Origin of the sequence: Streptomyces sp. NPDC002265 (assembly GCF_040296125.1) — a bacterium.
In the GTDB taxonomy this organism is placed as follows: Bacteria; Actinomycetota; Actinomycetes; order Streptomycetales; family Streptomycetaceae; genus Streptomyces.
This window is the reverse complement of the sequence record NZ_JBEOWS010000291.1, coordinates 1-12,587: the sequence shown is the minus strand read 5'-3', so window position 1 is coordinate 12,587 and position 12,587 is coordinate 1. Positions and strand designations below refer to the sequence as shown.

At 67.7% G+C, this 12,587-nt stretch carries 13 protein-coding genes; 8 read left to right on the top strand and 5 right to left on the bottom strand.

Features of this window, described 5'->3' with window-relative positions; all coding sequences use genetic code 11:
- The coding region (locus tag ABT085_RS35285; RefSeq protein ID WP_351617481.1) for a penicillin-binding transpeptidase domain-containing protein at positions 1-748 on the top strand (748 nt) is incomplete at its 5' end.
- A 134-nt stretch (positions 749-882) separates the two neighbouring features.
- Positions 883-2,382 carry a glycosyltransferase family 87 protein gene (locus ABT085_RS35280; RefSeq protein ID WP_351617479.1) on the top strand — a complete coding sequence of 500 codons (1,500 nt, stop codon included), beginning with the start codon at positions 883-885 and terminating at the stop codon, positions 2,380-2,382.
- Positions 2,383-2,481: 99 nt separating this feature from the next.
- Here the strand turns inward: ABT085_RS35280 and ABT085_RS35275 are convergent, their stop codons facing one another.
- From ABT085_RS35275 to ABT085_RS35265, 3 genes are all read right to left on the bottom strand, one after another.
- Entirely contained in the window at positions 2,482-3,513 is a 1,032-nt protein-coding gene (locus tag ABT085_RS35275; RefSeq protein ID WP_351617476.1) for an alanine racemase, read from the bottom strand.
- A gap of 65 nt (positions 3,514-3,578) precedes the next feature.
- A complete protein-coding gene (femX, locus tag ABT085_RS35270; protein WP_351617473.1) occupies positions 3,579-4,700 on the bottom strand; it encodes a peptidoglycan bridge formation glycyltransferase FemX in 1,122 nt (373 codons plus the stop codon).
- 187 nt (positions 4,701-4,887) lie between these two features.
- Entirely contained in the window at positions 4,888-5,199 is a 312-nt protein-coding gene (locus tag ABT085_RS35265; RefSeq protein WP_351617470.1) for a hypothetical protein, read from the bottom strand.
- Between the two features lie 286 nt (positions 5,200-5,485).
- On the opposite strand from ABT085_RS35265, the gene rpsF reads away from it, so the two are divergent.
- From rpsF to rplI, 4 genes are all read left to right on the top strand, one after another.
- Positions 5,486-5,776 (top strand): 30S ribosomal protein S6, encoded by a 291-nt coding sequence (gene rpsF, locus ABT085_RS35260; RefSeq protein ID WP_005482942.1) that lies wholly within the window; start codon positions 5,486-5,488, stop codon positions 5,774-5,776.
- A gap of 77 nt (positions 5,777-5,853) precedes the next feature.
- Positions 5,854-6,447: a single-stranded DNA-binding protein gene (locus ABT085_RS35255; RefSeq protein WP_351617467.1), complete on the top strand. Its 594-nt coding sequence runs from the start codon at positions 5,854-5,856 to the stop codon at positions 6,445-6,447.
- Between the two features lie 82 nt (positions 6,448-6,529).
- Entirely contained in the window at positions 6,530-6,766 is a 237-nt protein-coding gene (gene rpsR / locus ABT085_RS35250) for a 30S ribosomal protein S18 (protein ID WP_003949403.1), read from the top strand.
- Between the two features lie 18 nt (positions 6,767-6,784).
- Positions 6,785-7,231, top strand: coding sequence for a 50S ribosomal protein L9 (gene rplI, locus ABT085_RS35245; RefSeq protein ID WP_062927880.1), 447 nt, complete (start codon positions 6,785-6,787; stop codon positions 7,229-7,231).
- Between the two features lie 180 nt (positions 7,232-7,411).
- Here the strand turns inward: rplI and ABT085_RS35240 are convergent, their stop codons facing one another.
- The gene (locus ABT085_RS35240; protein ID WP_351617463.1) at positions 7,412-8,749 is read right to left on the bottom strand and encodes an MATE family efflux transporter; all 1,338 of its coding nucleotides are present in this window, start codon (positions 8,747-8,749) and stop codon (positions 7,412-7,414) included.
- 460 nt (positions 8,750-9,209) lie between these two features.
- Between ABT085_RS35240 and dnaB the strand changes: the two genes are divergently transcribed.
- Positions 9,210-10,688, top strand: coding sequence for a replicative DNA helicase (dnaB, locus tag ABT085_RS35235; protein WP_351617460.1), 1,479 nt, complete (start codon positions 9,210-9,212; stop codon positions 10,686-10,688).
- Positions 10,689-10,749: 61 nt separating this feature from the next.
- A complete protein-coding gene (locus ABT085_RS35230) occupies positions 10,750-12,144 on the top strand; it encodes a serine hydrolase domain-containing protein (protein ID WP_351617452.1) in 1,395 nt (464 codons plus the stop codon).
- Positions 12,145-12,210: 66 nt separating this feature from the next.
- On the opposite strand, the gene ABT085_RS35225 is transcribed toward ABT085_RS35230, so the two are convergent.
- Positions 12,211-12,587 (bottom strand): GNAT family N-acetyltransferase (locus ABT085_RS35225; protein ID WP_351617449.1); only part of this gene is annotated, 377 nt, incomplete at its 5' end.

Sequence of the window (12,587 nt, the reverse complement as noted above, 5' to 3'; positions counted from 1 at the left end):
GAGCCCGTACTCCGTCCAGTCGGTGACCAGCAAGGACGGCCCGGTCTACACGCACAAGGTCAAGTCCGAAGAGGCCTTCACCCCGGCGGTCGCCGACAACGTCACCGATGTCCTGAAGACCGTGGTCGAGAAGGGCACGGGTACCAACGCCCAGCTGCCCGGCCGTGATGTGGCGGGCAAGACCGGTACCACCGACGGCAACAAGTCGGCCTGGTTCGTGGGTTACACCCCGCAGCTGTCCACGTCGATCACGATGTTCCGGTACGACGACGACGAGACCAAGAAGAACCGCACGTTCCTCGAGATGTACGGAACGGGCGGCCAGAAGAAGATCCACGGTGCGTCGTTCCCGGCCCAGATCTGGCACGACTACATGGCGGAGGCACTGAAGGGCGAGGAGGCGGAGAAGTTCCCGACTCCCGAGCCCATCGGTGAGGTCGTCAACGCGGAGCCCTCGCCGTCCCCGACGCCCTCGGCCACCGAGAGCGAGGAGGCGAGCCCGAGCCCGACGCCTTCGCAGACGCTGACCATCCCGTCTCCCTCGGCGAGCGAGACCTGCCGGTTCACTCGGTTCTGCAACAACAGCAACGGTGGTAACAACGGCGGCACTACCGACGCCGGCACCACGGACGGCGGTACCACGGTCGGCGGCGTGACATCGTCGCCGACGGCCACGGACACGGCCGACACCACCAGAGGCAACGGCAACGGAAACGGCAGCGGAACCATCTTCGGGTCGTCCGGATAACCGCTCCCGCCCCCCCCGGCATGGGTGTTTCACGTGAAACGCCCGAATGTTTCACGTGAAACGAGGGCCGTCGCACCGATTCAGGTGTGGCGGCCCTCGGCGTATTCCTAGGTGCGTACGGCAGGATGTGCCCCATGCCCAGTGCAGAATCGACATCGACGAGCGTGCACGAGCCCGATCCGGTGCGGCCGACCAGGGACGACGAGGTCGCGGCGGCCGCCAGCGAGCTGATCGGCGGTCCCATCGGGCGGCGTGCCCTGCTGGGGACGTCCTGGTGGACCCCGGTACGGGTCGTCGCGCTTGTGGCGATCGGGATGTTCGCCCTCGGTCTTGTCCAGAAGATGCCGTGCTACAACAGCGGCTGGTTCTTCGGTGCCAGCTCCCAGTACACGCACGCCTGCTACTCGGACATCCCGCACCTCTATCAGGGGCGCGGATTCGCCGACGGGCTCGTGCCGTACTTCGACAAGCTGCCCGGCGACATGCAGTACCTCGAATACCCGGTGCTGACGGGTGTGTTCATGGAGGTGGCTGCCTGGCTGACGCCCGGAAGCGGCACCATCCAGCACCAGGAGCAGTGGTACTGGATGGTCAACGCGGGGATGCTGATGGCCTGTGCGGCCGTCATCGTCGTCTGTGTCTCCCGCACCCACGCCCGTCGCCCCTGGGACGGCCTGCTGGTCGCCCTGGCGCCGGCCTTCGCGCTGACCGCCACCATCAACTGGGACCTCCTGGCGGTCGCTCTGACCGCCGCCGCGATGCTGATGTGGTCGCGGGGCCGTTCCCTCGCCTTCGGCGTTCTCCTGGGGCTCGCCACGGCCGCCAAGCTCTATCCCGTCTTCCTGCTCGGCCCGCTGTTCCTGCTGTGCTGGCGTGCGGGCAAGTGGCGGGACTTCGGCAAGGCTTTGGGAGGCGCGGCGGTCTCCTGGGTCGTGGTGAACCTGCCGGTGATGCTCTTCGCATTCGAGGGCTGGTCGAAGTTCTATACGTTCAGCCAGGAGCGGGGCGTCGACTTCGGATCCTTCTGGCTGATCATGGCGCAGAACTCGACCCAGCCGCTCAGCACCGACACGGTCAACACCGTGGCCACGCTCCTGGTGCTGCTCTGCTGCGTGGGCATCGCGGCCCTGACCTTCACCGCTCCGCGCCGGCCGCGCTTCGCGCAGCTGGCCTTTCTGATCGTCGCGGCGTTCATCCTCACCAACAAGGTGTACTCCCCGCAGTACGTGCTGTGGCTGGTGCCGCTGGCCGTGCTGGCCCGGCCGAAGTGGCGGGACTTCCTGATCTGGCAGGCCTGCGAGGTGGCGTACTTCCTGGGGATCTGGCTGTACCTCGCGTACACGACCAGCGGGGACGCCCACAAGGGTCTGCCGACCGACGGCTATCACTGGGCCATCGGCGTGCATCTGCTGGGGACGCTGTACCTGTGCGCCGTCGTCGTGCGGGACATCCTCATGCCGGAGCGGGACGTGGTGCGCAGGGCGGGCGACGACGACCCCTCGGGCGGGGTGCTCGACGGCGCGGAGGACGTCTTCGTGCTCGGCTCGGCGACCCATCCGCCCAGGCACGCCGTCCCGTTCGACGGTCCTCAGGTGGAGTGGGGCAAGCAGGAGCCGACCGACGGTTCGCTCTGAGCGAACAGAGCGCCGACAGGTCACACGAAAGGCCGTACACGGAGAGTCCGTGTACGGCCTTCGGCGTCTGCGCGCGGCTCGGGGCCGGACCCGTACCGCTCAGCGGTCGACGATGCGGTCGAACTGCGTGGTGGTGTGCCGCAGATGGGCCACCAGCTCCTCGCCGACCTTCGGCTCCGCGGAGTCCGCGGGTACGAACAGGATGGAGACCTGCATGTGCGGCGGCTCGGCGAACCAGCGCTGCTTGCCGTCCCAGACGAACGGCGAGAGGTTCCGGTTCACCGTGGCCAGGCCGGCGCGGGCGACGCCCTTGGCGCGCGGCATGACGCCGTGCAGGGCCTTGGGAGCCTCCAGCCCCACCCCGTGCGACGTACCGCCCGCCACGACCACCAGATAGCCCTCGGAGGCCGCCTTCTGCTGCCGGTAGCCGAACCGGTCGCCCTTGGCCACGCGCGTGACGTCCAGGACGGCGCCCCGGTACTCGGTGGCATCGTGGTCCCCCAGCCACAGCCGCGTGCCGATGCGGGCACGGAAGCGGGTCTGCGGGAACTGCTGTTGCAGCCTGGCGAGTTCCTGTGCCTTGAGGTGGCTGACGAACATGGTGTGCAGCGGCAGCCGGGCCGCGCGCAGCCGGTCCATCCAGCCGATGACCTCCTCGACGGCGTCCGAGCCGTCGGTCCGGTCCAGCGGCAGATGGATCGCGAAGCCCTCGAGACGGACGTTCTCGATGGCGGAGTGCAGCTGGGGCAGGTCCTGCTCACTGATGCCGTGCCGCTTCATCGAGGACATCACCTCGATGACCACCCGGGCGCCGACCAGGCCGTACACACCGTCGATGGACGACACCGAGCGGATCACCCGGTCCGGCAGCGGCACGGGCTCCTCCCCGCGCCGGTACGGCGTCAGCACCAGCAGATCGCCGCCGAACCAGTCCTTGATGCGTGCGGCCTCGTACGTCGTGCCGACGGCCAGGACGTCCGTGCCCAGCCGCGTGGCCTCTTCCGCCAGCCGCTCGTGGCCGAAGCCGTAGCCGTTGCCCTTGCAGACCGGGACGAGTCCCGGGAACTGCTCCTGCACGTGCTTGTGGTGCGCCCGCCAGCGCGCGGTGTCGACGTAGAGGGTGAGCGCCATGGCCGGACCTGGAACCTTTCTGGTGGCAGCGGTGTGTCAGAGGTATGGAAGCACTGAACGTGAGCTCAGCGTCGCGACATGTAGATGTCGAGAGCTTTGTGGAGCAGTTTGTTCAGCGGGAAGTCCCATTCGCCGAGATATTCGGCGGCCTGTCCGCCTGTGCCCACCTTGAACTGGATCAGGCCGAAGAGGTGGTCGGTCTCGTCCAGGGAGTCGGAGATTCCACGCAGGTCGTAGACCGTGGCGCCGAGCGCGTAGGCGTCGCGCAGCATCCGCCACTGCATCGCGTTCGAGGGGCGGAACTCGCGGCCGATGTTGTCGGAGGCGCCGTAGGAGTACCAGACGTGGCCGCCGACGATCAGCATCGTCGCCGCCGACAGGTTCACGCCGTTGTGCCGGGCGAAGTACAGCCGCATGCGGTTGGGGTCCTCGGTGTTGAGGGCCGTCCACATGCGCTGGAAGTACGACAGCGGGCGGGGCCTGAAGTGGTCGCGCACGGCCGTGATCTCGTACAGGCGCTGCCACTCCTCCAGGTCGTGGTAACCGCCCTGGACGACCTCGACACCGGCCTTCTCGGCCTTCTTGATGTTGCGGCGCCACAGCTGGTTGAAGTTCTTGTGGACCTCTTCCAGGGAGCGGTTGGCCAGCGGCACCTGGTAGACGTAGCGGGGCTGGACGTCGCCGAAGCCGGCGCCGCCGTCCTCGCCCTGCTGCCAGCCCATGCGGCGCAGCTTGTCGGCGACCTCGAACGCGCGCGGCTCGATGAAGTCGGCCTCGATGTCCCGCAGCCGCTTCACGTCCGGGTTCTGGATGCCGGCCTTGATGGAGGTGGCCTCCCAGCGCCGGATGATCACCGGGGGGCCCATCTTCACGGAGAAGGCGCCCTGCTGCTTGAGGTGCGCGAGCATCGGCTCGAGCCACTCGACCAGGTTCGGCGCGTACCAGTTGATGACCGGGCCCTCAGGCAGGTAGGCCAGATAGCGCTTGATCTTGGGCAGCTGGCGGTAGAGAACCAGACCTGCGCCGACCATTTCGCCGGTGCGCTCGTCGAACCAGCCGAGGCTCTCGGAGCGCCACTCCGCCTTCACATCGGCCCAGGCCGGAACCTGCATGTGACTAGCCGCCGGCAGGCTCTGGATGTACGCCAGATGCTGTTCGCGACTGATGGTCCTCAGGGTCAGGCTCATTCGGGGGGCTCCTCGGGCTGGGCTGTCCCCATGGGTACAGGGGCTCCGGCTCTCGCGCGAAGCCTACTGCGCCGTGCGCGCGGCTCGAATGGGCGTATGGGGGGATGCCCCGGCACGGCGACCGGCCGGGGCATCCGTGGCAGTCCCCACGGTGTCTTGTGTGGTGACTTCGTGTGGTTCGGCGGACTCAGAAAAGCCCGCCGAAGAGTCCGCCGTGCGCCATGCCGAGATAGAAGCCGAGGGCCGAGGCACCGAGGCCCAGGATCAGCCCGAAGCGCTCGCGGGTCGTCTCGGAGATCCACTGGCCGTAGGCGCCGGTGATGATCCCCACCAGGCCGGCCCAGGAGCTGAGCAGGTGCAGGCTGTGGAAAGCGGATGAGACGAGAGCCGTGATGCCCAGCACCAGGGTCACCGCGAGCAGGGTGTCCTGGAGAACGTGGGGCTTTCCGTCCGTGGCGAAGAGACCGCCGACGGTGTTGGGTCGCAATGCCTGTGCCATAGGGCACCTCCTGCGGAAGGCGGCGCATCGTAGCGCCGTACACACCCGATGTGTACAGATTGACGGTCCCCGCCCTCGGATTTCAACCGGAAGCAGGTGTGCGGGTAGTCTGTAGCGTCTGCACCGGTGTCTGCCCAGGCTCAGCCAGGGATCGCCCAGGCCAGCGCGGGGCCGTCGTCGGACGGTCCCCCGATTGTCAGTGGCGGCCGATACCGTTGCGTACGCATCACAACCCTCCTGCCACGGAACGACCGTGGCCGCTGAGTCCAAAGGAGGTGGGTTACACATGCGTCACTACGAGGTGATGGTCATCCTCGACCCCGATCTGGAGGAGCGCGCTGTCGCCCCCCTGATCGAGAACTTCCTCTCCGTCGTCCGCGAGGGCAACGGAAAGGTCGAGAAGGTCGACACCTGGGGCCGTCGTCGTCTCTCGTACGAGATCAAGAAGAAGCCCGAGGGCATCTACTCGGTCATCGACCTGCAGGCCGAGCCTGCGGTCGTCAAGGAGCTCGACCGCCAGATGAACCTGAACGAGTCGGTCCTCCGGACCAAGGTCCTCCGCCCCGAGACCCACTGAGCTCTCCCGCTCAGCTGATCTCGGGATTCGAGTAGCAGCACCAGCAGCCAGCAGCAAACCCGCCGAGAGGTTCCCCCATGGCAGGCGAGACCGTCATCACGGTCGTCGGCAATCTTGTCGATGACCCCGAGCTGCGCTTCACCCCGTCCGGTGCGGCGGTCGCGAAGTTCCGCGTCGCGTCCACTCCCCGCACCTTCGACCGTCAGACGAACGAGTGGAAGGACGGCGAAAGCCTCTTTCTGACCTGCTCGGTCTGGCGTCAGGCGGCGGAGAATGTCGCCGAGTCGCTTCAGAAGGGCATGCGCGTCATCGTGCAGGGCCGGCTGAAGCAGCGGTCCTACGAGGACCGTGACGGCGTCAATCGCACGGTCTACGAGCTGGACGTCGAGGAAGTCGGCCCCAGCCTGCGCAACGCCACGGCCAAGGTCGCCAAGACCACCGGTCGCGGTGGCCAGGGCGGCCAGGGCGGCGGCCAGGGTGGTTACGGCGGCGGTGGCAACCAGGGTGGCGGCGGCTGGGGCGGAGGCTCCGGCGGTGGCCAGCAGGGTGGCGGCGCCCCCGACCCGTGGGCTTCCGGCGCTCCCGCCGGTGGCAACCAGGGTGGTGGCGGCGGCTGGGGCGGAAGCTCCGGCGGCAGCGGCGGCGGCTACTCGGACGAACCCCCCTTCTAGGCCCATGGGCCGGGCCCCTTCGGGCCCGACCGGGTCGAAGGCGGGTCGTATCCCAACTTCTTGATCACACAGGAGAAACACCATGGCGAAGCCGCCTGTGCGCAAGCCTAAGAAGAAGGTCTGCGCTTTCTGCAAGGACAAGGTCACGTACGTGGACTACAAGGACACGAACATGCTGCGGAAGTTCATTTCCGACCGCGGCAAGATCCGTGCCCGCCGCGTGACCGGCAACTGCACGCAGCACCAGCGTGACGTCGCCACGGCCGTCAAGAACAGCCGTGAGATGGCGCTGCTGCCCTACACCTCCACCGCGCGATAAGGGAAGGGTGACCGACTCATGAAGATCATCCTCACCCACGAGGTCTCCGGCCTCGGTGCCGCGGGCGACGTCGTGGACGTCAAGGACGGTTACGCTCGCAACTACCTGATCCCGCGGAAGTTCGCTATCCGCTGGACCAAGGGTGGCGAGAAGGACGTCGAGCAGATCCGTCGTGCTCGCAAGATCCACGAGATCCAGACCATCGAGCAGGCCAACTCCGTGAAGGCTCAGCTCGAGGGCGTCAAGGTCCGCCTGGCCGTTCGCTCCGGCGACGCCGGTCGTCTCTTCGGTTCCGTCACCCCGGCCGACATCGCCTCGGCGATCAAGGCTTCCGGTGGCCCCGAGGTCGACAAGCGCCGCATCGAGCTGGGCTCGCCGATCAAGACGCTGGGCGCCCACGAGACGTCCGTGCGTCTGCACCCCGAGGTTGCCGCCAAGGTCAACATCGAGGTCGTCGCGGCCTGATCTCCGCGCTTGGCTTGAACAGCCGGGAAGGGGCCGTACCCGTCAGGGTGCGGCCCCTTCCGCATGGCTGGAGCGAGTGAGGTCGGCAGGAGCATGGGAGTCTGCGGGCGCCGTATCGGTCTTGCGGCCGGTGCGGCAGTGGGCATGTTTCACGTGAAACGTCGGTTTCACGTGAAACAGTCAGCGCGTAGCGCCCGTGACGATCCAGCGTCCGGAGCGGGTACGCAGCCACAGCGTCAGCATGCGCACCGTCATCATCAGCGTCATGGCTCCCCACAATGCGGTGAGACCGCCACCGAGAAGCGGGACCAGCAGCGCTGCCGGAGCGAAGACCGCCAGGGTCACCACCATCGCCCGGGCCAGATAAGGGCCGTCGCCCGCTCCCATCAGGACACCGTCCAGAACGAAGACGATGCCGCAGACGGGCTGCGAGAGCGCCACCATGAGCAGTGCCGGCAGGGCGGTGTCCTTCACCAGTGCGTCGCTGGTGAACAGGGGCAGGAACAGAGGGCGGGCGAGTACCACGAGCAGGCCGAGTGCGAAGCCTGCGGCGATACCCCACTCCACCATGCGACGACAGGCTTCGCGGGCGCCCAGGGCGTCGTCGGCGCCGAGGTACCGTCCGATGATGGCCTGCCCCGCGATCGCGATGGCGTCGAGAGCGAAGGCCAGCAGGCTCCACAGGGACAGGATGATCTGGTGTGCCGCGATGTCGGCGTCGCCGAGCCGGGCCGCTACGGCCGTGGCGATCATCAGGATCGCCCGCAGCGAGAGAGTACGGACCAGCAGAGGTACGCCGGCCTGTGCACAGGCCCTTATTCCCTTGGCATCGGGGCGCAGCGAGGCTCCGTGCTTGCGGGCTCCACGGACGACCACCACGAGATAGACGGCGGCCATGCCGTACTGCGCGATGACGGTGCCCCAGGCGGAACCGGCGATGCCGAGTCCGACGCCATAGACGAGGCCCGTGTTCAGCACCGCGTTGGCGATGAAGCCACCGATGGCGACGTAGAGCGGTGTTCTGGTGTTCTGCAGGCCGCGCAGCACTCCGGTGGCGGCTAGCACGACCAGCATGGCCGGGATGCCGAGCGAGGAGATGCGCAGATAGGTGGTCGCGTACGGAGCCGCCGTGTTCGATGCGCCGAAGAGGTTCACGAGGGCTGGAGCAGAGGGAAGCACGGTGACGATGACGACGGCCCCGAGCAACAGCGCCAGCCAGATGCCGTCCATGCCCTGACGGATGGCTGCCTGGAGATCGCCTGCGCCGACGCGGCGTGCCACGGCTGCCGTGGTGGCGTAGGCGAGGAAGACGAAGACGCTGACGGCTGTGGTGAGAAGAGCAGAGGCGATGCCGAGTCCGGCCAGTTGCGAGGTGCCGAGATGGCCCACGATGGCGCTGTCGGCCAGGACGAAGAGGGGCTCGGCGACGAGTGCGCCGAAGGCCGGAACGGCCAGCGCGACGATCTCGCGGTCGTGTTGTCGCCGGGCGGCCCTGGCGGGCGCGGGAGCCTGTGTCATGAGCACTAATCTAACCGTCCACAGGTAAGAGATACAAAGCATTAGCGACCCTTACAGCGCTTCAGGCGGTGTGGACTTTCGCGCAGCGTTCGAGGGGATCTTGGCCCGACTGGGAAAGTTTTTCTTCTGCACAGCCCGTGGATGGGAAAGTGCCTGGTCAAGACGCTTGTTCTGGTGAGGATGGGAGCTTGTTCACAGGCCTGTCCACCGGGTCGTACACAGGTTTTGCGAAGTTCTCCACAGCATCGGGCCCGTCGTCCACATGGCCTGTGGATAACCAGATTGGCTGACGGTGCCCGCAGGCCTACCGTGGTCCGGCGCCCGCTCCGCTCGTCGGCCAGAGAACCATCACAAAACAGACGTGCCGGAACCGGAGTCAGGGCCTCTCATCTGTCAGTGCCGTGCCGTAGAAATGAGTAGCGCGGCGAGGTCCGCTCCGCGGACGGGAGGAGGTGGCTCGGTGAGCATTTCCGAGCCCTTGGACGATCCGTGGGCCGACAGTGGTCCCAGTGATCGTCTGCCCACGTCCCGCCGCCGTGCCGACGGCGGTCGCAGCCGTGGCGAGCAGCACGACCGGGGCCGGGACGACGGCGTGTGGGAGGGCGGGGGCGCCGCCTTCGAGCGCGTCCCCCCGCAGGACCTCGACGCCGAGCAGTCCGTCCTCGGCGGCATGCTGCTGTCCAAGGACGCCATCGCCGACGTCGTCGAGGTCCTCAAGGGCCACGACTTCTACAAGCCCGCCCATGAAACGATCTTTCAGGCGATCCTCGACGTCTACGCCAAGGGCGAGCCGGCCGACCCGATCACCATCGCCGCGGAGCTCACCAAGCGTGGTGAGATCAACAAGGTCGGCGGCGCCTCGTATCTGCACACGCTCGTCCAGACCGTGCCGACGGCGGCCAACGCCGAGTACTACGCGGAGATCGTTCACGAGCGGGCGGTGCTCCGCCGTCTCGTCGAGGCCGGCACCCGCATCACCCAGATGGGCTACGCGGCCGACGACGATGTGGACGAGATCGTCAACCGGGCCCAGGCCGAGATCTACGCGGTCACCGAGCAGCGCACCAGCGAGGACTATCTGCCGCTGGGCGACATCATGGAGGGCGCGCTCGACGAGATCGAGGCGATCGGCTCGCGCAGCGGGGAGATGACCGGTGTGCCCACCGGCTTCACCGACCTCGACTCGCTCACCAACGGCCTGCACCCCGGCCAGATGATCGTCATCGCCGCCCGGCCCGCCATGGGTAAGTCGACCCTCGCCCTGGACTTCGCCCGAGCCGCGTCGATCAAGCACAACCTGCCGAGCGTCATCTTCTCCCTCGAAATGGGCCGCAACGAGATCGCGATGCGTCTGCTGTCCGCGGAGGCCCGTGTCGCGCTGCACCACATGCGGTCCGGCACCATGACGGACGAGGACTGGACCCGGCTGGCGCGACGGATGCCCGAGGTGTCGTCCGCGCCGCTCTTCATCGACGACTCCCCGAACCTGTCGATGATGGAGATCCGCGCGAAGTGCCGTCGGCTCAAGCAGCGCAACGACATCAAGCTGGTGATCATCGACTATCTCCAGCTGATGCAGGCCGGTGGGTCCAAGCGCTCCGAGAGCCGTCAGCAGGAGGTCTCGGACATGTCCCGAAACCTCAAGCTCCTCGCCAAGGAGCTGGAGGTGCCGGTGATCGCGCTCTCCCAGCTCAACCGTGGTCCCGAGCAGCGCACGGACAAGAAGCCGATGGTGTCCGACCTGCGTGAGTCCGGCTCCATCGAGCAGGACGCCGACATGGTGATCCTGCTGCACCGCGAGGACGCCTACGAGAAGGAGTCACCGCGCGCGGGCGAGGCGGACATCATCGTGGGCAAGCACCGTAACGGCCCGACGGCGACGATCACCGTGGCCTTCCAGGGCCACTACTCGCGATTCGTGGACATGGCACAGACCTGATCCAGGGCGGCTCCGGCGAAATGGATTCGACGTGGGTTGCCGTGCCGGGTGGACTGGGGCCATGACGTCTTCTCAGGAACAACTGCTGCCCGGCACGTGCCGTGCGCTGCTCCACCGCATTGCCGTGGCCCAGGCGGAGGGGCGGGCGCCGTCGCTGGTCGCGACCGTCGTACGGGACGGGCAGGCCGTCTGGCACGGCGCCCGGACCTCCGTGGACGGGCACGGGCCGGACGAGCATGTGCAGTACCGGATCGGCTCGATCACCAAGACCTTCACTGCTGTGCTCGTCCTGCGACTGCGTGACGCGGGCCTGTTGGATCTGGGCGATCCGCTGGAGAAGCATCTGCCGGGGACCGGCGCGGGCGAGGTCACCATCGCCGATCTGCTCGCCCACACCGGCGGGCTCGCGGCCGAGTCGCCCGCTCCCTGGTGGGAGCGCACCCCGGGATCGCTGCGGCCGGAACTCGCCGATGTGCTCGGTGAACAGCCTCTTCTGCACCCTGTCGGCCGCCGGTTCCACTACTCGAATCCCGGATACACCCTGCTGGGAGCGCTGGTGGAGAAGCTGCACGGCGCCCCGTGGGAGGACGTCCTTCGGCGTGAAGTCCTGCAACCCCTGGGGCTGGAGCGGACGAGTGCCCAGCCTCAGGAGCCCCATGCGGGGGGATGGGCGGTGCATCCGTGGGCCGACGCGCTGCTCCCCGAGCCCGTGCAGGATCTGGGGATCATGGCGCCGGCCGGACAGCTCTGGTCCACGACCGGTGACCTGGCCCGCTTCGCCGTCTTCATGGCCCGGGGGGACGACCGCGTGCTGAGTGCCGACACCGTGCGGGAGATGCGGACGCCGGCTGCCCCCGCCGAGACCCCGGACGTGACGGACGGCGTCAGCTACGGCCTCGGCATGCAGATCCAGCAGCGTGGTGGGCGACTCCTCGTCGGTCACTCCGGTTCGCTGCCCGGCTTTCTCGCGAACCTGACCATCAGCGTGGAGGACGACGTCGCCGCGGTGGTGTTGGCCAACTGCACCTCCGGGCCGCTGCTGGGTGCCGTGGGCGCCGATCTCGTCCGCATCGTCGCGGAGGCGGAGCCGCGTATTCCAGCGCCCTGGCGGCCGTTGCCCGAAGTCTCTCCGGCGGAGCTGGAGTTGACGGGGCAGTGGTACTGGGGGACCCAGGCCTTTGCGCTGCGCCTGACAGCCGACGGGGCGGCCTCGCTGGAGCCGCTGTCCGGCATCGGCCGACGCTCACGCTTCCGGGCGAATGGGGACGGCACCTGGACGGGGCTGGAGGGCTACTACGCCGGAGAGCTCCTGAAGGCCGTACGACGCCCGGACGGATCCGTGGACCACCTGGATCTCGGGTCGTTCGTGTTCACGCGTCAGCCCTACGACAGGACGGCTTCGGTGCCCGGTGGAGTGGACCCGGACGGATGGCGGGGTCTCAAGCCGCGCCAGTAGAGCGCCAGGAATCCGTCGAGGACGGGAGAGCGGTCTGTTTCACGTGGAACAGACCGCTCGTTTGCGTCAGAGGTGGAGCTTGAAGCCGACATGCGACGCGGTGAAACCGAGCCGCTCGTAGAAGCGATGTGCGTCTGTGCGGGACGAGTCGGAGGTCAGCTGCACCAGCCGACAACCCAGACGTCGGGACTCGTCGACCGCCCACTGGATGAATCGGGTTCCCAGGCCGCTGCCGCGCTCGTCGCTGTGTATGCGTACGCCTTCGATGATCGAGCGGGTGGCGCCCTTGTGGGAGAGGCCGGGAACGATCGTCAGCTGGAGTGTGCCGATCACTCGGCCCTCGCGCACCGCCACCATCAGATGCTGGTTCGGATCGGCGGACAGGCGCTCCAGAGCCGCCCGGTAGGGGGTCAGGTCGTCAGGTGACTCGCGCTGTGCGCCCA